The organism is Acinetobacter sp. ANC 3813, assembly GCF_002135435.1.
In the GTDB taxonomy this organism is placed as follows: domain Bacteria; phylum Pseudomonadota; class Gammaproteobacteria; order Pseudomonadales; family Moraxellaceae; genus Acinetobacter.
The window spans coordinates 16,072-37,231 of the sequence record NZ_NEGK01000008.1 but is presented as its reverse complement, the minus strand read 5'-3'; the positions used below and the strand labels follow the sequence as shown (position 1 = coordinate 37,231).

The following is a 21,160-nucleotide window of genomic DNA, read 5'->3' as shown; positions in this document are numbered from 1 at the left end:
AACTCATGGATGTATTAAATTTTTTAATGATGGGTTTCGAGGTTGCTCTACAACCACAAAATCTATTAATCGCCTTTATTGGTGCGTTTATTGGAACGATTGTCGGTCTATTGCCTGGCTTAGGTCCAATTAATGGTGTTGCGATCCTGTTGCCGTTTGCTTATGCTCTTGGTTTACCTGTAGAAAGCTCACTCATTTTATTAGCCGCCGTATATTTAGGTTGTGAATATGGTGGACGTATTTCAGCAATTTTACTGAATGTACCTGGTGATGCAGGCGCGATTATGACCACTTTAGATGGCTATCCTTTGGCACAACAAGGTAAAGCGGGCATCGCCTTATCGTTATCGTCTATCAGTTCTTTTATTGGAAGCACAATCGCGTTTATAGGGATTGTTTTATTTGCACCAATTTTAGCGCGTTGGGCAATTTCTTTCGGTCCAGCTGAATACTTTGCACTGATGGTTTTCGCTATCGTATGTTTGACCGGTTTAGTCAGTACACAACCATTTAAAACTTTGATTATGGCATTAATGGGGTTAGCGCTCTCAACGGTAGGTATGGACGCAATTACAGGGGTTTATCGCTTTACCTTTGATAGTGTTGGTTTAAGTGACGGTATTGCATTCACCACGGTTGTTATCGGTCTGTTTAGCATCAGTGAAATCTTACTTTTACTTGAACGTACAACGCTAGGTAAAGTAGTTTTAGAACAGGGTAAGCGTTCATTATTTAACTTTAAAGAGTTCATGAGTGCACTTTCAACCATGATTCGTGGCTCACTGTTAGGTTTTTTTTCGGGCATTTTACCGGGTGCAGGTGCGAGTGTTGCCAGTGCCATGGCTTACACTACTGAACGTAAACTGGCCACTGATGGTAGTAAGTTTGGTAAGGGGGATTTACGTGGTCTAGCAGCACCGGAAAGTGCGAACAACGCCGCAGCGTGTGGTTCATTTGTCCCAATGTTAACTTTGGGGATTCCGGGGTCAGGTACGACAGCTGTAATGATGGGGGCATTAACCATGTATAACATTACACCAGGCCCTCAACTATTTGCAGAACAGCCAACACTAGTATGGGCACTCATTGCATCGCTGATGATTGGTAACATTATTTTATTGGTATTGAACTTACCATTGGTTGGTTTTTTTGCTCGTATGTTGTCTATACCAAGTTATATCTTGATTCCAATTATTGCAGCTGTAAGTTTCGTGGGTGTTTATGCGATTCACAGCACAATATTTGACTTATTGCTGTGCATGGGATTAGGCATTATTGGTTATATCTTACGTAAGTTTGATTTCCCACTTGCCCCACTAATTCTTGGTTTTGTATTAGGGGAGCTGATGGAGTCAAATTTGCGCCGTGCATTGTCGATTTCTCAAGGTGAACTCAGTATCTTGTGGAGTAGTGGCATCAGCATGGGCCTTTGGATTATGTCTGCACTTCTCTTAATCCTGCCATTTGTACGTAAGTATTTATTTATCAAAAAGCAAAAACAAATTTAATAGAAACATGGTGGCTAGCATTTGCTGGCCATCGGCATCAGAATTTATGGGAAAATTAAAATTAAATATCAAAGGCTTGGTGGTCGCATTTATAGGTGCTTTAGTCGCAAATTTATTACATTTTCCATTACCTTGGCTATTGGGGCCTTTACTTGCCGTGAATTTATGTGGAGCAATTGGAGTACAAGTTCAATGTAATGAGCTGTGGCGTAAATGTGGGCAGGTAATAATAGGAATGACACTTGGTCTATATTTTACCCCGACTTTGGTTAATGCCATCGGTGATTATCTAATTTTTGTCTGCATTGGAGTTCTGTGGGCAGTTAGTCTCAACATAATATTAGCTATATTACAACGTAGATTCAATCATGTAGATTGGGCTACAGCATGGTTTGCCTCATCGATTGGCAGTGCGAGTGAAATGGTCAATGTTGCAATAAAACATAATGCTAAAATTGATAAAGTTGTTGCTGCACATACTTTAAGAATTACACTTTTAGTCATCAGTCTTCCATTGCTATTGGGCATGATTTTTCCTATTGATCCTACACAGGTTTTGAAATCAGTAAACCCCAGTTTTGATGTACTCACTTTATTGTTATTGGGGTTCATGGCGATAGCGAGCGCATTGTTTTTTCAAAAAATCAAACTATTAAACTCATGGTTGCTTGGACCACTTATAGTGATTGGCATATGGTCTTATTGGGGCTTATTGACAGAAAAAATGCCGAATTTATTAATTTATCTAGGTCAGCTGTGTATAGGTTGGTCACTTGGGAGCAAATTCCCTTATGACTTTTTTCAAGTCAATAAAAAGTTCATTTTTAATACGCTCTTGTTTAATTCTTTAGCAGTTTTTTTAACTTTATGTCTTTGTTTTGGATTAGGATTTTTTCTAAAAATTGATATTCAAATTTTACTGCTTGGATTATCACCTGGAGGCATTGCCGAAATGTCACTTACAGCTAAAGCACTGGGTGTTGCTGTTCCAATTGTCGTGGCCTTTCAGGTAACTCGACTTATATTTGTGATTTTAACGAGTAGTTTAATATTTCGGCTTAGCCATTACACAATTCAAAAATATAAAAACTATAAGGAGTAAAAGGTTGATAGATTTTTTATTAGATAGTTGCTATTCAATATAAAGAAAAATTAGGGTTTGTTATATCTCATAGATTAGTGCTGGTCATTCAGCTTTAGACAAGGCAAACGGGATATAAATAGTTATACATACTAAGTTGACTATAGAATAAATATTGCTCGAAATAGCATAAGCCCCAAAAGCGCAGCTTATAGACCAATATTGAAATGATGGAGCTTTTATCGAAATTACACAGTATGAAACAGCGCAAGAGGTATAAGCTTTTATAGATGATACAATTTATATGAGTTTGATCAAAATGATAGTGTTGCCGAAGGTATTGTTTTCAAGTCAACTGAAAAACACCTCGCAAAAAAGTTGGATAAATCAAAAGATCAAAATGAACTTGAGCTCATGATATTTCGAAAATGTAAACGGATGTGAATCAAAGACCTATATTAAAATGCCATTTTCTAATGATTCATCACACGAAGCCTTAGCAAGCGTAGAAATAATCAACCGAAATGGTATTAGGTTATACCAGGGCCAATTAGTTATACGCTAGGTTTTGAGTGTAGGCTTCTTCATCTAGAAATTATATTGCCGAAGAAGCTTTTAAGAATAGGTTTGTCGAACAAAGCTTAAAGGCAGCAATTACTTAATCAGCCCTATACCCATGGATTTCGAGATAACTAAGGCTGTATTGCATATTCGAGTGTCATTGCTCAGATCTGAGCTAATACAGCTCAGACGATGTTTACAATAAGCTTAGTTTTACTTTTGTCATTAAGTGACTATTCAAGTTATACTAAATTTTGTTCTATACCTAAAATATTTTTATTTACATTATCTTCTAAGATCGAAAATAAGCGCTCTTGAGCCTCATCCGTTGCCCATGCGATATGTGCCGTAATCATGACATTTGGATGATTTGTATTCAGTAATAAATGGTCTTTAGTTGGCGGTTCTTGATCTAGAACATCTGCACCAAATCCAGCGATTTGGTTGTTTTCTAAAGCATTAACAACATCTTGATTATTGATTAAACCACCACGACCTACATTGATCAAAATACTGTTTTTTTTCATTTTATTTAGGACATTTTGATCAATCATTTCACGGGTTTCATCATTTAACTCACAATGCAGTGAAAGTACATCAGCTTGCTTAATCGCTTGATCAAAAGGAACATAGCCTTCACGACATTTTTCAGCATTTTTACGTTCACTAAAAATGACATTCATACCAAAGGCTTGTGCTTTACTTGCTAAAGCTGTACCAATTTCACCTTTACCCACGATTGATAAAGTTTTACCTTTTAATTCGCGTATTGGTGATGCTAAGTAAAAAGAAACTGAACTTTCAGACCATGTACCATTTTGTACGGCATTAAGTTGAGCACCAAAATTTTTGATTAAATTCATCATAAGAATAAAAGCATGTTCTGCGACTGCATCGCCTGCATAACCACGAATATTACAAACTTTAATATTCTTAGATTTAAGTAAATCGAGATTGACATGGTCATAACCCGTAGAACATAAGGCTAATAATTTAAGCTCTGGATTATTCGCTAAAATTTGTTCATCTACTTTTAAATCACTGATGATGATGACATCTTGATCATGGACTTGAGTGTAAAAATCTTGTTGGCTAATCTGTTCATACTCTGTGTATTCCACAGGAAAATCAAAGTTAAATGCTTTGTTGATGAGCACACCTTTTTCAGTACAAGTAATTTTAAAAGTTTTCATAAATCCATATTTAAATTAAAGAGAAAGGGATGAGCAACTTATTTTTTGATTAAGTTGTAAGCCATTTTGGTATCGTCCAATTGCACTAAAGAAGCATGTCTTGCAGACAGCGGGTCTTTGTTTTCAATGGCCGTTAAAATAGCTTTATGTCTAGGTAAGGAATGGCCTTGTAAATTGGGGCGAAGGCTAGTGACTTGAATAGATTGCTGCAACGGCAAGACCAGCATTTTTGACATATATGCGAGTAGGTCATTGTGCGTTGCTCTTGCAATTGAAAGATGAAAATCAATGTCCGGCTGTATAAAATCTTCAACGGTCGCTGCTTTTTCCATACCGTCATATGCTTTTTTAATGTGTGCGATATCTTCTTCGGTCGCTGTACTGGCTGCAATATAAGCTAACTCAGGTTCTAAAACACGTCTAACCGTTGATAGCGTTTTAAAGAACTCATTTTCAGGTGTCGATTGAATGAGCCAAAAAAGTACATCAGGATCTAATAAGTACCATTCATCTTTAGGACGAACTACAGTACCAATTTTGGGACGTGAATAAGTTAGACCTTTGGCATTCAGCACCCGTATTGCTTCACGAAAAACTGGACGACTAACCTGAAATTCCTTACATAATTCAGCTTCAGAGGGTAATTTTTCATTTTCAGGAATTTCACCTGAAACGATTTTTAGACCCAATTGTTGAACAATTAGTGCGTGCTGGCTTTTACTCGGAACAGGGTTTTTATAGTCGGCGTTACTCATATTCTGCAATTATTTATCTTTGACCTTAATATGGTATAGATGAGCCTGTAAATTAACAAGATCATCTATTTTGAGTAACTTAGTGTGAGTGACGTGGAACTTCAGAACCGCGACAGCCTACAAGAAAGTCAAAATCGCAACCTTCATCCGCTTGAAGTACGTGATTAACATAAAGCTCACGATACCCGCCAATAAAGTTTGGTTTGGGTGGTTCTTTTAAATTCGTCAGACGGTGTTGCAACTCTTCATCGCTGATGTCTAAATGTAATTTACCTGCATAAGCATCCAGTTCAATAAAGTCACCATTTTGTACTGCGCCTAATGGGCCGCCTGCCATCGCTTCAGGTGCAACATGTAGCACAACGGTGCCGTAAGCTGTACCGCTCATACGGGCATCAGAAATACGCACCATATCAGTTATTCCTTTTTCAAGAATTTTGGGTGGCAAGCCCATATTGCCAACTTCTGCCATGCCTGGATAACCTTTAGGCCCTGCATTTTTCAGTACAAGAATACAAGTTTCATCTACATCCAAATCTGGATCGGCAATACGTGCTTTATAGTCATCAAAGTTTTCAAATACTACTGCACGACCACGATGTTTCATTAATTCTGGGGAAGCTGCAGATGGTTTTAATACCGCACCTTTAGGCGCAAGATTACCGCGTAAAATACACATTCCACCATCTTCACGCAGTGGGTTGTCCATTTGACGGATGACTTCATCGTTATAAATTGGCGAGTTTTGACAGTTGTCCCAGATGCTTTCACCGTTGACGGTCAGCGCTTGCGGATGGGGCAATAAATTATGTTCACCCATACGGCGGATGACTGCAGGCAAGCCACCACTATAGTAAAACTCTTCCATAAGAAAGCGACCAGACGGTTGTAGATCTACAATCGTTGGCATGCCGCGGCCGACACGATTCCAATCATCCAATTCTAAATCTACACCTATACGACCTGCTATGGCTTTTAAATGAATCACTGCATTGGTTGATCCGCCAATGGCTGCATTCACTTTAATGGCATTTTCAAACGCTTCTTTGGTTAAGACTTTGGAAAGAGTCAAATCTTCTTTGACCATATCAACAATACGCATACCCGATAAATGAGCTAGAACATAGCGACGTGAGTCAACTGCTGGAATCGCGGCATTATGTGGTAATGATGTGCCTAAGGCTTCAGCCATACATGCCATTGTAGATGCAGTACCCATGGTATTGCACGTACCTGCTGAACGAGACATACCTGCTTCAGCAGAAAGGAATTCATTTAAATCAATTTTGCCTGCTTTTAATTCTTCATGCATTTGCCAGACAATGGTTCCAGCACCAATGTCTTTGCCTTTATGTTTACCATTAAGCATTGGACCACCTGTCACCACAATTGCAGGAACATCACAACTTGCAGCGCCCATCAATAGAGCAGGGGTGGTCTTATCGCAACCTGTAAGTAACACGACACCATCCATAGGGTTGCCACGAATGGCTTCTTCTACATCCATACTGGCCAAATTACGTGTCAGCATTGCCGTTGGGCGTAAGTTGGATTCGCCATTTGAAAATACAGGGAATTCGACAGGGTAACCACCGGCCTCTAAAATTCCTTTTTTTACATGTTCTGCAATTTTACGAAAATGTGCATTACATGGTGTGAGTTCTGACCATGTATTACAGATACCAATAATTGGGCGACCATCAAATGCATGATCTGGAATCCCTTGGTTTTTCATCCAGCTGCGATACATAAATCCGTTCTTATCTGTCGTTCCAAACCAAGCCGTTGAGCGTAAAGGTTTCTTTTCTGACATTTAAATATCCTTATATAGTAATACTATTAAAACATTATAGAGCAAAATACACTAAAAAAAATCTTTTTAAAAGGGTTTGAAATTTAAATAGTAATACTATATTTTATTTTATAGAAATTTTCCTTTAGCATGATGCTTAAGAATAAATATATGGAAGGTGGAGTCGAATATGGATTTCGAAAAGGATGTTATACGGACGGTGACATATAAGCTGATCCCTGCATTGGTCATACTTTATCTTGTTGCCTACATTGACCGTGCGGCGGTTGGCTTTGCTCATTTGCATATGGGGGCAGATGTTGGCATTGGTGACGCGGCCTATGGATTAGGTGCTGGATTATTCTTTATTGGTTACTTTCTATTTGAAGTTCCAAGTAATTTGCTTTTAGATAAGTTTGGTGCAAGAAAATGGTTTGCTCGAATTTTGTTGACATGGGGTCTTATCACCATGGCAATGGCATTAATTCAGGGACCATATAGTTTCTACATACTTAGATTTCTACTTGGTGTTGCAGAAGCAGGATTTTTCCCAGGGGTACTTTACTTAATTACACAATGGTATCCAGTACGTCATCGTGGAAAAATTATGGGCATGTTTGTCTTGTCTCAACCCATTGCGATGATGGTTGCAGGCCCATTGGCTGGTGCATTGCTTGGTATGGATGGTGTAGCAAATATGCATGGATGGCAATGGCTATTTATTGCAGTAGGCTTACCGGCAGTTCTTCTTGCCCTACCAACATACTTATACTTACCAGACAATATTAATAAAGTTAAATGGCTAACAGACCAGCAAAAAAACTGGCTGAAAAATGAATTGGTTAAAGATGAATCTGAATACGACCAAACACGGCATGCTAATCCTTTACTCGCTTTAAAAGATAAACGGGTTTTAACCCTTGCACTCTATTACCTACCAGTCACCTTAAGTATTTACGGCTTAAATTTATGGCTTCCAACTATTATTAAACAATTGGGCGGTGGAACTGATCTGCAAGTTGGTTTTTTGTCTAGCATTCCTTATGTTTTTGGTATTATCGGTCTTTTGATTATTCCGCGCAGTACTGACCGTTTAAACGACCGTTATGGGCATCTCAGTTTTCTGTATGCCATAGGTGCCTGTGCAATGTTCTTGAGCGCATGGCTAAGCTCGCCTGTCTTGCAGCTGGTAGCATTGTCTGCGGTTGCTTTTTGCTTATTCTCTACGACTGCCGTTTTTTGGACTTTACCAGGCCGGTTTTTAACTGGGGCAAGTGCAGCAGCAGGTATTGCATTAATTAATTCTGTTGGAAATTTAGGCGGCTATCTTGGGCCGTATGGTATTGGATTATTAAAAGAATATACCGGCAATATGGCAGCAGGTCTGTATTTCCTCTCTATTATTATGATTTTCGGTTTAATTTTGACGTACTTCGTTTATTCAAAATTAGAAAGAAATAAATCTCAAAAATTAAATGTAAGTGAACAAGCGTAAAGGGAATTCGTAATGAATGTAATGCAGTTTGAAATTAACCATAACCAGCGTGCTGTTGGTATTGTGGAAAAGAATACCGTTAAACGTGTGAATAACATAGAGAGTGTTCGTGATTTAGCATTAATGGCTATTCAAAATCAGCTCACTCTAGAACAGCAAGTTCAACAGCTGGGGTATAGTGATGACAGCTATGACTATCAATCTTTATTAGCAGAATTGAAAGTTCTTCCACCTTTGGATCATCCAGATACAGCTCATTGCTTTATATCGGGTACCGGTTTAACCCATTTAGGTTCAGCGTCTACGCGTGACAAAATGCATCAACAAAATTTAAATGATGCAGCATCCATGACCGACACAATGCGTATGTTCCAATGGGGAGTTGAAAAAGGTAAACCTGCTACTGGTCATGTCGGCGCGCAACCTGAGTGGTTTTATAAAGGGGATGGTTCTATTGTCGTGCGTCCTGGTACAGATTTGCCGTTACCACCCTTTGCAGAAGATGGGGGCGAAGAGCCTGAAATTGCAGGTTTATATGTCATTGGCCCAGATTCAAAACCGTATCGAATTGGTTTTGCCTTAGGCAATGAATATTCTGACCACATTATGGAACGTCGTAATTACCTATATCTTGCACATTCTAAATTACGTGCGTGCAGTTATGGACCAGAATTGCGCACAGGTGAACTTCCAAACCATTTGGTCGGTACAAGTCGTTTACGCCGAGATGGTGAAGTCATTTGGGAAAAAGAATTTTTATCAGGCGAAGATAATATGTGTCATAGCCTCAGTAATTTGGAATATCACCATTTTAAATATCAGCAATTTTTAAAACCGGGGGATGTGCATGTTCATTATTTTGGTACAGCAACGTTGTCATTTGCAGATGGAATCCAAGCACAAGTCGGCGATGAATTTGAAATTGAAATGAAAGAATTTGGTCATCCTCTGAAAAACAAACTTGCACATACCCATGCTGAATTGCCGATTGGCGCAGTGATTACACTTTAAGGAACTGATTAAGATGATTGGGAAAAACTTTATTGCAGGTCAACGCAGCGCGTTAGGACATGAAATCTTACAGAGCGTTAATGCGACTACAGGTGAAGCATTGGCTTATGAGTTTTATCAGGCCACTGAACAGGAAGTCAATCAAGCCTGTGAAGTTGCGAGCCAAGCGTTTAAAAGCTACCGTCACACGTCACCTGAACAACGTGCTCAGTTCCTAGAGGCAATCGCTGATGAACTCGATGCACTTGGGCAAGATTTTCTGGAGATTGTTTCTCAGGAAACGGCTTTACCGCTTGTCCGTTTACAAGGTGAACGCGGCCGAACCAGTGGTCAAATGCGCTTATTTGCCAAAGTGTTACGTCGTGGTGATTTCCTTGGTGCACGTATTGATACGGCTTTGCCCGATCGTCAACCAATGCCCCGTGTAGATTTACGTCAAGTTAAAATTGGCGTAGGGCCTATTGCTGTCTTTGGTGCAAGTAATTTCCCATTGGCATTTTCAACAGCAGGCGGTGATACCGCTTCTGCCTTAGCTGCAGGCTGTCCAGTGGTGGTGAAAGCTCATAGTGGTCATATGGCAACGGCAGATTTAGTGGCACAAGCCATTGAACGGGCCGTTGCAAAAACCAATATGCCCAAAGGTGTATTTAATATGATCTATGGCAATGGTGTGGGTGCAGCGCTAGTCAAACATCCATTGATTCAAGCCGTGGGTTTTACAGGATCATTGAAAGGTGGACGAGCATTATGTGATTTGGCAGCTGCCCGTCCACAACCCATTCCGGTCTTTGCCGAAATGAGCAGTATCAATCCTATGTTGATGTTGCCTGTAGCACTGAAAACCCGTGGTGCTCAAATTGCTCAGGACTTGGCAGATTCTGTGGTGATGGGATGTGGTCAGTTTTGTACTAGCCCCGGTCTGATTATTGGAATTAAATCACCTGAATATAGTCAAATGATTGAGACACTGACAAATATCATGAATGGTAAGCCTGCACAGACCATGCTGAATGCAGGCACATTAAAAAGTTACGCTTCAGGTTTAGAGCATTTAACCGCGCATCAGGGCATTCAGCATTTAGCCGGTCAAGAGCAACAAGGTACTCAAGCGCAACCTCAGCTGTTTAAAGCAGATGTACAGCTACTGCTGGCAGCAGATCAATTGTTACAAGAAGAGATCTTTGGTCCAACCACCATTGTGATTGAAGTTGAAGACACAGCCCAATTGATTCAAGCTCTCAGTAGCATGAATGGTCAATTGACGGCATCCCTCATTGCGGATGAAGCTGATTTCACTGAATTTGCAGCAGTAGTACCGATATTGGAAGAGAAAGCTGGGCGATTATTACTAAATGGATATCCAACGGGAGTGGAAGTCTGTGATGCGATGGTTCATGGCGGACCGTATCCTGCAACATCGGATGCACGCGGTACGTCTGTTGGTACATTGGCCATTGAACGTTATCTGCGACCAGTGTGCTATCAGAACTATCCGCAAAGTTTATTACCAGAAGCATTACGTGATGAGAACCCGCTCAATATCTTAAGATTGATCAACGGTGAGATGACCCGAAACACAATCTAAAAAAGAGGCCCATTTTGGGCCTTTTTTTCTTAAAACCAATTTATTTCGAAAAAAATTAATATCTGTGGGTAAACTAATCTGTAAAGCAACATGTGCCGGAGTTAATGTTCCTGTTTCTAAATTGCGTTTGTACTGGCTCACCGTATTGCTAAAGACATCGGCTACAATTAAATACTGACCTGCTGCATCAATATCAAATGCGCACGGTTCATTACCGCCACTCGAATAATGCCCAACTAAAGTTAGCCGTCCTGTTTCTTGGTGAATTGAATAGGCACCAATTTCCTACATATAAAAACCGTTGGTCTAGAGAGCGAAGCAGCCCCGCACAACCTTTAAAATCAGCAGCAGTTTGAGCAGTTAAATTTTCTTGCTGAATCTTAGTATATTTTCTATCTATTCTTTTAAAGACTACAACCTGAGCGCCCATTCCTTGGAAGCATATGCGTAATCGCCATTTTTACTAAACCTCGGATGACGAGGTCCACTGCCTGCTGGGAAATGTAAATCTAACGTTTTATTTCTTTTTAAGGCATACCTAGCTTTGGGAAGATAGTCATATGCCTGAATCTAATCGCTTCCCAAATCTGCTGAATATACTGTTTTCCCTCCATATAAAAGGTAATGGAATGCGCACGTCCATCTATTTGGCGCTCCGGCAAGGCCTCGGTTACCTTTAAAAGAGATATTCTGTACAGACGCCCCGAATGAACAATTATCAAGAATTGCAAATACAGCAGCACATGCGTGATCAGGCTGGGCAGAATAATTCGCGATAAATAAAAAATGATTATCCTGCGAAATTTCAATATGTGTCAGTTATTGTCCTAAGCTATTGACTGCATTCAGAAATGTTAAAATACCCTCCTGATCTATTCTTAATGCTGAAACAGAGCCTTTAGCATTGGCTTCCTTTGTCGCATAAAGATTTTTTCCTTTTTATCATTGAGCAGCCAAGATGGATTATATGCTTGAACATGATTTATCGGTAACAATGTGCTGTCTGCATTTAAACGGACTTTATAAATTTCTTGGCTTGGGAAATTTGATTTTAAAGCGCCTAACCCATTTGAAGCACTGCGTTGACACGAAATAAAGTTTTTCCCAATCATCATAACCAGTTCCTTCAGTATTTTGTTAGTGAGAGTGCCTTGGTAGATTTTCCTGATTGATGACGCGCATATATAAAGTTGCAGGTTCCAAACAACCACCAGTTGAGAGTTGTCCGACCATATTTCGATACATTTCTTGCCATGGGGTTTGTGATGTTGGAATTGATGGTGTCCAGGATTGACGGCGTTTTTCAAGTTCCTTATCTGAAATAAGCACATTTACAGAGCGGTTATTTAGATCGATTTTTAATAAATCATTGGTTTGTAATAGCGCAATTCCACCGCCAACGGCAGCTTCAGGTGACATATTTAAAATTGAAGGGCTTGCAGATGTACCACTTTGACGGCCATCTCCTAAGCAAGGTAAAGAGTCGATTCCTTTTTTAATTAATTCAACAGGAGGGGCCATGTTAACGACTTCGGCACTGCCTGGATAACCAACGGTACCTGCACCACGAATCACTAAAATGCAATGTTCATCAATATTAAGTTCAGGATCATTAATACGGGCGTGATAGTCTTCAGGTCCTTCAAAGACAATGGCACGTGCTTCAAAACTATTTTCTTGGTCAGGATTAGATAAATAAGTTTTTCTAAATGCTTCACCCACCACAGACATCTTCATAATGGCGCTATCAAAGAAATTACCACTTAGGACAATAAAACCAGCCCCATGTTTAAGTGGGTTTTCATAAGAGAGAATGACATCAGCATTAGAGGTTTGCGATTGCTGTGCAATTTCTCCCATCGTTTTCCCACTAACAGATGCGCAATCCTCATGCAGGACACCTGCTTTTTGTAATTCATACATCACTGCAGGAACACCACCAGCTCTATGGAATCCTTCACCTAAATATTTACCTGCAGGCATACAGTTGACAATAAGGGGGACGTTTTCGCCGACACGTTGCCAATCATCTAATGTAAGTTCGATACCCATATGACGCGCAATAGCAATTAAGTGTGGAGGACAATTACTAGATGCACCTAAAGCCGATGCAACTGCAATCGCATTTTCGAAGGATTTTTTGGTCATGATTTTAGAAGGTTTTAGGCCGTCGATAACCATTTGGCAAATCCGCTTTCCTGTTGCATAGGCCATTTGGCCACGTTCACGATAAGGCGCAGGAATACTAGCACAGGTCGGTAAAGACATTCCTAAAGCTTCGGCTAAGGCATTCATTGAAAGTGCTGTGCCCATGGTATTGCAATGACCAACAGATGGAGATGCTGACGTGGTCATTTCCATAAAGCCTTCGTAATCAATTTCTCCTGACGCTAATAAATTACGTGCATGCCAAATAACGGTGCCTGAACCAATTAATTCGCCTTTGTAGTGACCATCTAACATGGGGCCACCAGATAAAACAATGGCAGGCAAGTCTGTGGTTGCTGCGGCCATTAAGCAGGCAGGTGTGGTTTTATCACAACCTGTTGTTAGTACAACACCATCCAATGGATAGCCATGTAAAATTTCGACTAAACCCAAATACGCCAAATTACGATCTAAAGCGGCAGTGGGCCGACGTGATTGTTCAGCAATAGGATGTACTGGAAATTCCATTGGAATTCCGCCAGCATCACGAATACCAGCTTTCACACGTTCAGCTAATTCCTTATGATGACGGTTACACGGTGTTAAATCACTGCCTGTTTGAGCAATACCAATAATGGGTCTACCAGACTGAAGCTCTTCACGTGTTAAGCCATAATTCATATAGCGTTCCACATATAAAGCAGTCATATCTGCATGTTCTGGATCATTAAACCATCCTTGGCTACGTAAAAAAATCCGTTTACTTTGATCAGTCATTTTTAGATCCTTGCTTGATAAATTGTTAAATATTTATAAATTATGAGGTTTTAAAATTGATTTACCCCTAAAGCATAAATCGCAATGTAGATGTTCGATATTACACTTAGGGATAATATGTGAAAATTATAGTAATTCGCGTTGTTTTAAATTGCGCATTAATGCATTAATGCCAAAGTTCCAAGATGGGGCTGTGTCACTGGTGGTCACAGTGTTGTGCAACGCTCCTAATTTAGGGGTATGAATACGGACAACATCACCAACTTTATGCGTGAAGCCGCCACCTAATGTTTCACGGTCTTGGGTTGGTGCAAATAAAGTCCCAAGAAATAATACAAAACCATCTGGATATTGGTGATTTTCATTGAGCGTTTGTTGAGCTAAATCTTCAGGATCACGACTAATTTGAGACATGGAGCTTAAGCCAGTTAGCACAAAATCATCTGTGCCTTTAATTTCCAACTCGACATCGCATGAACGGATATCATCTAAAGTAAAGGTGTGATCAAACAAGCGGATAAAAGGACCAATTGCGCAAGAAGCGTTATTGTCTTTCGCCTTGCTGAGCAGTAGGGCGCTGCGTCCTTCAAAATCACGTAAATTGACATCATTTCCCAAAGTTGCGCCTAAAATTTTTCCTTGACTGTTGGCGACTAAAACAACTTCAGGTTCTGGATTATTCCATTCTGATTTAGGGTGAATGCCAATCTTCTGCCCTGAGCCGACAGCAGCCAATACTGGTGCTTTAGTGAAAATTTCAGCATCTGTACCAATGCCTACTTCCAGATATTGAGACCACATATTTTGTTCAATTAAATACTGCTTTAATTCAAGCGCTTTTTCAGAACCTGGCTGGATGGTTTTTAGGCTGTCACCGATAACACTTTGAACGACCTCACGAATGTTTTGCGCTTTTTGTGCGTCACCAGCTGCTTGTTCTTCAATTACCCGTTCCAGCATACTAGCTGCAAATGTAACTCCCGCGGCTTTAATGACTTGAAGGTCGATGGGTGCTAAAAAAAAAGCTTTATCCGGATTCGGGCAGCTATTGGTATTGGCAAAGATTTCATCAATTGTACCAATGCATTTACCTTGAATTTTTGACAGTACTTGAACTGGATGTTCTTGTTCAAATAATTCGGTGACTGTATTGAAGGCTGCTGAAATATCAAAGACTTGATGACCCCGCAAGATAATTGGCGATGGACCGGACAATGTGCCAGGAATCCATGCGCGGCCAATTAAGCATCCCTTTGTACCGTCACTAGGCAATGAATTATGTGAATTTAACGAGAAGTTCATTTTTGCTTCCTTGTCTGAATTAAAATCATGATAGGATGCTTATTCAATAAGTACCAATGATAATAATCTAATCATTAATAATATTTAGTTATCACAAAAGGGATTTTTTAATGGCTGATTTAAGTTATTCAAGTTTAAATAATTGGCTTAAACTCAAACACTTGGTTTTATTAGAAACTCTTGCTCGAACAAGTAATATGCATTTAGCCGCAGAGCAGATGAATTTAAGTCAGCCTGCGCTGAGTAAAATGCTGAAAGAGATAGAAAGTTTATTGGGTTTTACAATATTTGAGCGTTTACCCCGAAGTATGCCTGCCACAGCTTTGGGGAAGCATGTCATTGCTTATGCTGAACGTGTACTTAATGATGCAAAGCATTTTGTTGAAGATATTGAAATGCTCCGTTTAGGCGGGCATGGATTTTTGAAGATTGGCGGGATTTTTGCGGCAACAGCTGTGGTGATACCCAATTCAATTATTGAAATTAAAAAGCAATGGCCTTTGCTGTCTATAGATGTTGTGGAACAAACTAGTGACCATTTGATGGAAATGCTGAGTGAGCACACCTTGGACTTAGCCGTTGGGCGGTTTACCCAAGCCACGCAAAGTCAATATTTTGCTTTTCAAGCATTGGCCCCTGAACCTTTTTGTATTGTGGTGAATAGCAAACATCCGTGTGCAAATAAAAAGTTCTGTTCTTTGGAGGAGTTATTAGAATGGCCATGGGTCTTGTATCCAAAAGGGACACCGATACGTGAAAGGATGGAGGTGGCATTTGCGCGTGCAAATGTGAAAATACCCTTAAATACGGTGAATACGATGTCAATGCAGACCTTCTTGCAGATGCTTAACGGCGCCCCCATGATTGCTATGCTGCCTGAAGCGATGGTGAGCCAGCAGGTAAAAGATGGAAAATTACATATTCTTAAAACAGACTTGAGTTTAGATGCGCAGGATTATGGAATATTGACCCGAAAAGGTGAGCCTATTTCGGATATTGCTCAAACTTTTATGAATATATTGCTTAAGCAGAGTGAAAAGAATTAGAACGCCAAAATAAATGACTGGAGCAAGGATCACGCCATACTGAATATTTATCACTGACGTGATGCCGCTTTTAAAAGCAGACTTCTATTTCTTTTGTGCAGATAGGGCCATTTTCTTCAATCTGAGTGAAATCTGCGAAAGACTATACTTTATTGATACGGATAAAATAAATGTAAGCCAAGAGCTTTATCGAAAAATATTAAGTCAAAGATAGGAAAATACAGCCGTATAGACTTGAACCGTTTTCATGTTCAGCTGCTTGCTCAAGACATAAAAAAAACGAGGGACCGAATTTGTTTCAGCAATGTTGGGTCTTTGCCATTATCGCGTATAGCTGCAGTCAATAATTTAACGTCATAGTTTACTGATGCAGGTCCTGATAAGGCAATAAGTAAGAGATAAAGGGCAGATTAATCATTTGTACTAAACTGAAAAAACACACCTTATAGATTTGGCAGTTCTTACAACCTTAAATATTTGTAATATTTAAGGTTTTTTTGACAACCCTATACCGCTTTTTAAAAATCCCAGCGCTTCATACTGCAAATAAAATATATTTACAGTATGTTTGTTTTTTTCAATGATTAACTGACAGCTAACCTTTAAATCTAGTCTCTGCTACGCCTGTTAGGCCTAAGCCATAAATTGCAAATACACTGCCGCGCAGTTGGTTATCACCGGGGAATCTTGGCAACGGAGGCTGGGACATTGAAGTAACAAAAAGCACATCTAAATTTTTCCCGCCAAAAGCCAAACTGGTGACTTTTTTAACAGGCATTTCAATAATTCGGTCTATTGTGCCATCTGGCGCATAGCGCACTAATTGGCCTGAATAGACTTTAGCGCTCCATAGATAGCCTTCACTATCTACGGTTGAGCCATCTGAGGAGCCGCCATCTTGCATGTCAACTGTGCAAAATACCTGCTTGTTGGATAATCCTCCATTTGAAGGATTATAGTCATATGACCAAATTTCACCTTGCCAAGTGTCAGTAAAGTAAAATTTATTGCCCGCAGGGCTCCAGCAGATGCCATTGGATGTATTGATATTATCTTCAAGTTTCTGAATTGAAAGGTCGGCATTCAACCGATATAAAATGCCTGTTTTATCTTCTTCCAATCGATTCATTGAGCCAAACACAAACCGCCCTTGACGGTCTACACCGCCATCATTCAAACGGTTAAATGGCATATTGGGCTCGGGATTAACAATTAAATGCAAATCACCCGTATCAAAATCCAAGCTATACACACCATCTTCAAGAGCAACAATTGCGCCATTATGGTGTTCACGCAATGCATAAGAGCCAATTTTTTGAAAGGTTTCCCATGCTCTTAAATTTCCACCCTGTTCATCACAGCAAAATAAGCGGCCGTCTACAATGTCGACCCAAAATAGTCGTTGTCGAATTGGATCCCAAGTCGGAACTTCGCCTAACCGTGTTTTGATATCAACAAATACTTTAATTTCCATTTATATTGTCCTGCAGCATAAGATCCCTTTGGGGCACACTTAATTGTAATGAATTATCACGTATTTTCTGATTAAACTAAAACTCATTGGAATGGATTACCAATGATTAAAAATTACTATTTGATAAACAGCAGTTATTGAAGACAGAGCTATAAATTTTGAACTGAGTGCTTAAATATTTTTCAATTTGTTTTTTAATATATTGATATTTAAAGTAATAAAATCTGTTTGGTAAATAGAAAAGCTATATTTCGAGTAAGTATTTTCTCTCTGTATTTCTGCACAGTAAATAAAGTAAGTGATCTGATACCTCTTGAGGATCTGATTTATTTAATCCTATTAACTTATGTAAAAAATCCCCTAATTTTCAGTTCGGGGAATTGGATGTATTTTTGTTCAATAATTGGTGGATAGAAGTTATTTCAATTTTTTTAATGAAATAAAACTGATAATAATATGTTATTGCACCTTCTAAAAATGTGATTGGTATTCATCAGCAGGCAACTTTATATTTTTTAAAATTTTTATCACGTGCAGTGAAAATATAAATTTTAAAAAATATTAATGGATTTGAGTCATTTATTGTATGAAATGATGTCATAAGGATTGCGGATGAGTTTAAAAAAGGTACATAGACATTCCTGGGTGTCTCTAGCGGTGTGTTGGGTAATTTGGGTGGTTATTGCATATGACCGTGAATTGATCTTTCGTGCTGCGAATATGATATGTGAAGAGTTCACTTTAACCCCGACACAATGGGGCTATACCATTGCAGTCATAACTTTAGCTCTTGCATTGCTCGGTATACCTATCAGTGCTTTAAGCGATAAAAAATATTCAGGCTGGAAACGTGCAGTGTTCCAATGGCCATTGATTGTGGGTTTTACATTTATTTCACTTCTTTCCGGAATCACATCTATCAGTTCATCCTTTTATAAATTTGCATCATTACGGATACTCGTTTCCTTAGGCTGCGGCGTTGCGGAACCCGTTGGTGTTAGTAACACGGCTGAATGGTGGCCAAAAGAACATCGGGGATTTGCAATTGGCGCACACCATGCAGGCTACCCAGTGGGTGCGATGTTAAGCGGCGTTGTGACCGCAGCAATTATTTATTATTTTGGCCCTGAAAACTGGCGTTATGCTTTTTTTCTAGGGATTATTTTGGCTGTTCCAGCACTCACGTTTTGGGTAATCTATTCAACAAAGGCGCGTTATTCTGAATTTCATCAATCTTGTATCGAGAATGATTTAACTCCGCCAATGGATTTTAACGAAGAACAGCAGCAAAAAATCGAACAAAGTAACAGTGTTCGATTGAAGAAGACACTAGCATCCAAAGGCATTTTATTTACAGCAGGAAGCACATTAATCACTCATATTGTCTATATAGGGTTTTTAACCATTTTTCCTGCCTATTTATATAATATTATTGGTTTAGATTTGGCCAAAGCCGCTGGATTAAGTGCCGTCTTTACTTTAACAGGTATTTTAGGTCAATTATTTTGGCCAACTCTGTCTGATAAAATTGGCAGACGCTTAACACTTATTTTATGCGGTTGCTGGATGGCTGCGGGTATTGCAAGTTTTTGTTTTACTTCAGGCATAACGTCAGTCATTGTCATTCAGTTAGTTTTTGGTTTTTCTGCTAATGCGATTTGGCCTATTTTTTATGCCACTGCTTCAGATTATGCTGATCCAGATTCATTGGGCACTGCCAACAGTATTATTACGTGTGCCTTATATGTTGGTGGAGCAATCGCGCCAATTTTAATGGGGTATTTGCTGACTGAATTTGGCGGATGGCATAGCTCAACGGGCTATACATTATGCTTTTTATTAATGTCTGCATGCGCATTAATCGGTGTTGCATTACAAGTAATATTAAGTATTCTTGTAAGCAAAGAAAAAAATAAAGAAGCTGTATATAGTGCCGGATAATCATTTAATGATGATGGTGGGAAATAAATATTGCTATATTATTTTAGCTAAAAGCTAAATAATATTAATAATGCCTAAGTAAAAAACTCTACAAAAATCAGAATATTGAAGCTGGCTTATTTTAATAGGCCAGCAGATTTTTTTTGCCAAAAAATAGATTTTAATAATGAAAAAAGCAGTATTAGTGTGTGGTACATCAATTTTTATTTCATCTCAAATTGCTATGGGAGCAGAGATAAAAGGATATTTTCGTACTGGGGCTGGACAAACCGAGCATGGAAATACGCAGGAGTGTTTTCAACTCACAGGGGCACAATCAAAATATCGATTAGGGAATGAATGCGAGCAATATGGTGAGCTATTTGCATCGCAGAATATCGCAGATTTTTCAGATCATTCAACACTTTCTATTAATGGAATGATGCAATTTTATAATGAATATGGTCAATCACTTACATTCAGCGGCGATGATGGTTATAGCCGATTAAATTAAATTTATTTGGATTGGAATAATATTTCAGTTTTAAATGGTGGCAGTTTATGGGCTGGGCGATAATATTATAATCGTAATGATGTCAATATGACAGATTTTTTTTATTGGAATCAGAGCGGAACAGGCTTTGGGGTAGATAAATATCGCTTAGATTATTTTGCTTTGAGCTATGTGTTTTCAAGGAAGGATAATTTATTTCAGGATCATTATATTAATCGGCATGATATCACAATGAGTGATTTAAAAATTAATGCAAATAATCAATTTAATTGGGGGCTGACTTATATTGATGCAGAAAATAGCGGCTGGGCGCTTACGCTGCAAAATATAAGCTCAGATATTCAAAATGGTAAAAACACCGTAGCCTTTCAGTATGGTGTTGGCCCTGGAATTTCGATGAGCTATACAGGGGATGTCGAACTGAATCGAGATAATCAATCAATTCGAATATTAGATGCCTTAGATTGGCGCAGTTCTAATAATTTATTTAATGGGCAAGCGCAAGTTTTGTACCAAAAAACAGATTATCAAAAGGGGGATGATACACAATGGTTTTCTATTGGTTCCAGAGCTTCTTATATTGTGCATGAGCATTTTAAATGGTCTGGTGAAATTGGATTGGATCAGATTAAAGAAGGTGATGAGACCAGACGGTTGACTAAAATCACGCTGGCGCCGACATTGTCATTAAAGGGAACGGAATATTATGACCGTCCTGAGTTACGTCTTTATTACACATATGCTTATTGGAATACTGCTGAACAAAAGAAAAGGGGCAGCTACGATCCTCAAAGCAATTTTTATAATACTTCACATGGCTCCAACTTTGGTATTCAACTAGAAAATGCTTGGTAAATTGCTACCAATTTAAATTATATCCAAGCGCCGTATCATACATCTTCAACATTTATTTCTGGCATTAAAGCCCATTTTTAAATTTTAAAAATATTGATTTTTAACTGGATATATCACTTTTATTTACTAAAACGATTACATCC

Annotated in this window: 16 protein-coding genes and 1 pseudogene; 8 read left to right on the top strand and 9 right to left on the bottom strand. The window is 39.0% G+C overall.

The genetic code is table 11. The features are described from left to right. Nucleotides 1-5: 5 nt before the first annotated feature. Together B9T34_RS12590 and B9T34_RS12585 are read left to right on the top strand one after the other, a co-directional pair. Nucleotides 6-1,508: a tripartite tricarboxylate transporter permease gene (locus B9T34_RS12590; RefSeq protein WP_086213481.1), complete on the top strand. Its 1,503-nt coding sequence runs from the start codon at nt 6-8 to the stop codon at nt 1,506-1,508. 46 nt (nt 1,509-1,554) lie between these two features. Continuing rightward, nucleotides 1,555-2,610, top strand: a complete 1,056-nt coding sequence (locus tag B9T34_RS12585; RefSeq protein ID WP_086213480.1) for an AbrB family transcriptional regulator — start codon at nt 1,555-1,557, stop codon at nt 2,608-2,610. A 782-nt stretch (nt 2,611-3,392) separates the two neighbouring features. Here B9T34_RS12585 and B9T34_RS12580 read toward each other — a convergent pair. The 3 genes from B9T34_RS12580 to B9T34_RS12570 form a co-directional block, all read right to left on the bottom strand. Beyond that, a complete protein-coding gene (locus B9T34_RS12580) occupies nt 3,393-4,343 on the bottom strand; it encodes a D-2-hydroxyacid dehydrogenase (protein ID WP_086213479.1) in 951 nt (316 codons plus the stop codon). Between the two features lie 38 nt (nt 4,344-4,381). Next, nucleotides 4,382-5,098, bottom strand: a complete 717-nt coding sequence (locus B9T34_RS12575) for a FadR/GntR family transcriptional regulator (RefSeq protein WP_086213478.1) — start codon at nt 5,096-5,098, stop codon at nt 4,382-4,384. Between the two features lie 79 nt (nt 5,099-5,177). After that, complete coding sequence (locus B9T34_RS12570; protein WP_086213477.1) at nt 5,178-6,911, bottom strand: IlvD/Edd family dehydratase; 1,734 nt, start codon at nt 6,909-6,911, stop codon at nt 5,178-5,180. A gap of 169 nt (nt 6,912-7,080) precedes the next feature. On the opposite strand from B9T34_RS12570, the gene B9T34_RS12565 reads away from it, so the two are divergent. From B9T34_RS12565 to B9T34_RS12555, 3 genes are read left to right on the top strand one after another with little or no spacing between them, the layout of a single operon-like run. Then, the gene (locus B9T34_RS12565) at nt 7,081-8,385 is read left to right on the top strand and encodes an MFS transporter (RefSeq protein WP_213034162.1); all 1,305 of its coding nucleotides are present in this window, start codon (nt 7,081-7,083) and stop codon (nt 8,383-8,385) included. A gap of 12 nt (nt 8,386-8,397) precedes the next feature. Beyond that, the gene (araD1, locus tag B9T34_RS12560) at nt 8,398-9,396 is read left to right on the top strand and encodes an AraD1 family protein (RefSeq protein WP_086213476.1); all 999 of its coding nucleotides are present in this window, start codon (nt 8,398-8,400) and stop codon (nt 9,394-9,396) included. 13 nt (nt 9,397-9,409) lie between these two features. Beyond that, on the top strand, nt 9,410-10,981 hold the full coding sequence (locus B9T34_RS12555; protein WP_086213475.1) for an aldehyde dehydrogenase (NADP(+)): 1,572 nt from the start codon (nt 9,410-9,412) through the stop codon (nt 10,979-10,981). Here the strand turns inward: B9T34_RS12555 and B9T34_RS19250 are convergent. From B9T34_RS19250 to B9T34_RS12530, 5 genes are all read right to left on the bottom strand, one after another. Continuing rightward, a complete protein-coding gene (locus B9T34_RS19250) occupies nt 10,940-11,263 on the bottom strand; it encodes a lactonase family protein (RefSeq protein ID WP_086213474.1) in 324 nt (107 codons plus the stop codon). The genes B9T34_RS12555 and B9T34_RS19250 overlap by 42 nt on opposite strands. Nucleotides 11,264-11,392: 129 nt before the next feature. Continuing rightward, nucleotides 11,393-11,551 (bottom strand): beta-propeller fold lactonase family protein, encoded by a 159-nt coding sequence (locus B9T34_RS19245; RefSeq protein ID WP_139841272.1) that lies wholly within the window; start codon nt 11,549-11,551, stop codon nt 11,393-11,395. Nucleotides 11,552-11,859: 308 nt separating this feature from the next. Next, nucleotides 11,860-12,096 carry a hypothetical protein gene (locus B9T34_RS12540; protein ID WP_086213472.1) on the bottom strand — a complete coding sequence of 79 codons (237 nt, stop codon included), beginning with the start codon at nt 12,094-12,096 and terminating at the stop codon, nt 11,860-11,862. 22 nt (nt 12,097-12,118) lie between these two features. Further along, the gene (locus B9T34_RS12535; RefSeq protein WP_086213471.1) at nt 12,119-13,906 is read right to left on the bottom strand and encodes an IlvD/Edd family dehydratase; all 1,788 of its coding nucleotides are present in this window, start codon (nt 13,904-13,906) and stop codon (nt 12,119-12,121) included. 126 nt (nt 13,907-14,032) lie between these two features. After that, nucleotides 14,033-15,208, bottom strand: a complete 1,176-nt coding sequence (locus B9T34_RS12530) for a fumarylacetoacetate hydrolase family protein (protein WP_086213470.1) — start codon at nt 15,206-15,208, stop codon at nt 14,033-14,035. Between the two features lie 110 nt (nt 15,209-15,318). Here B9T34_RS12530 and B9T34_RS12525 point away from each other — a divergent pair, with 110 nt between their 5' ends. Then, the gene (locus B9T34_RS12525) at nt 15,319-16,254 is read left to right on the top strand and encodes a LysR family transcriptional regulator (RefSeq protein WP_086213469.1); all 936 of its coding nucleotides are present in this window, start codon (nt 15,319-15,321) and stop codon (nt 16,252-16,254) included. Nucleotides 16,255-16,849: 595 nt separating this feature from the next. Here the strand turns inward: B9T34_RS12525 and B9T34_RS12520 are convergent. Further along, the gene (locus B9T34_RS12520) at nt 16,850-17,728 is read right to left on the bottom strand and encodes an SMP-30/gluconolactonase/LRE family protein (RefSeq protein ID WP_086213468.1); all 879 of its coding nucleotides are present in this window, start codon (nt 17,726-17,728) and stop codon (nt 16,850-16,852) included. Between the two features lie 612 nt (nt 17,729-18,340). Between B9T34_RS12520 and B9T34_RS12515 the strand changes: the two genes are divergently transcribed. Further along, a complete protein-coding gene (locus B9T34_RS12515) occupies nt 18,341-19,669 on the top strand; it encodes an MFS transporter (RefSeq protein ID WP_086213467.1) in 1,329 nt (442 codons plus the stop codon). Nucleotides 19,670-19,835: 166 nt separating this feature from the next. After that, a pseudogene (locus tag B9T34_RS12510) lies at nt 19,836-21,017 on the top strand (maltoporin). The last annotated feature ends 143 nt before the right edge of the window (nt 21,018-21,160 follow it).

Excerpts from the sequence above, each read along its gene's own strand:
- B9T34_RS12520 (WP_086213468.1), bottom strand. The coding sequence starts at position 17,728 with ATGGAAATTAAAGTATTTGTTGATATCAAAACACGGTTAGGCGAAGTT.
- B9T34_RS12540 (WP_086213472.1), bottom strand. The coding sequence starts at position 12,096 with ATGATGATTGGGAAAAACTTTATTTCGTGTCAACGCAGTGCTTCAAAT.
- B9T34_RS12555 (WP_086213475.1), top strand. The coding sequence starts at position 9,410 with ATGATTGGGAAAAACTTTATTGCAGGTCAACGCAGCGCGTTAGGACAT.
- B9T34_RS12530 (WP_086213470.1), bottom strand. The coding sequence starts at position 15,208 with ATGAACTTCTCGTTAAATTCACATAATTCATTGCCTAGTGACGGTACA.
- B9T34_RS12515 (WP_086213467.1), top strand. The coding sequence starts at position 18,341 with ATGAGTTTAAAAAAGGTACATAGACATTCCTGGGTGTCTCTAGCGGTG.
- B9T34_RS12535 (WP_086213471.1), bottom strand. The coding sequence starts at position 13,906 with ATGACTGATCAAAGTAAACGGATTTTTTTACGTAGCCAAGGATGGTTT.
- B9T34_RS12570 (WP_086213477.1), bottom strand. The coding sequence starts at position 6,911 with ATGTCAGAAAAGAAACCTTTACGCTCAACGGCTTGGTTTGGAACGACA.
- B9T34_RS12525 (WP_086213469.1), top strand. The coding sequence starts at position 15,319 with ATGGCTGATTTAAGTTATTCAAGTTTAAATAATTGGCTTAAACTCAAA.
- B9T34_RS12565 (WP_213034162.1), top strand. The coding sequence starts at position 7,081 with ATGGATTTCGAAAAGGATGTTATACGGACGGTGACATATAAGCTGATC.
- B9T34_RS12585 (WP_086213480.1), top strand. The coding sequence starts at position 1,555 with ATGGGAAAATTAAAATTAAATATCAAAGGCTTGGTGGTCGCATTTATA.
- B9T34_RS12590 (WP_086213481.1), top strand. The coding sequence starts at position 6 with ATGGATGTATTAAATTTTTTAATGATGGGTTTCGAGGTTGCTCTACAA.
- B9T34_RS12580 (WP_086213479.1), bottom strand. The coding sequence starts at position 4,343 with ATGAAAACTTTTAAAATTACTTGTACTGAAAAAGGTGTGCTCATCAAC.
- B9T34_RS12575 (WP_086213478.1), bottom strand. The coding sequence starts at position 5,098 with ATGAGTAACGCCGACTATAAAAACCCTGTTCCGAGTAAAAGCCAGCAC.
- araD1 (WP_086213476.1), top strand. The coding sequence starts at position 8,398 with ATGAATGTAATGCAGTTTGAAATTAACCATAACCAGCGTGCTGTTGGT.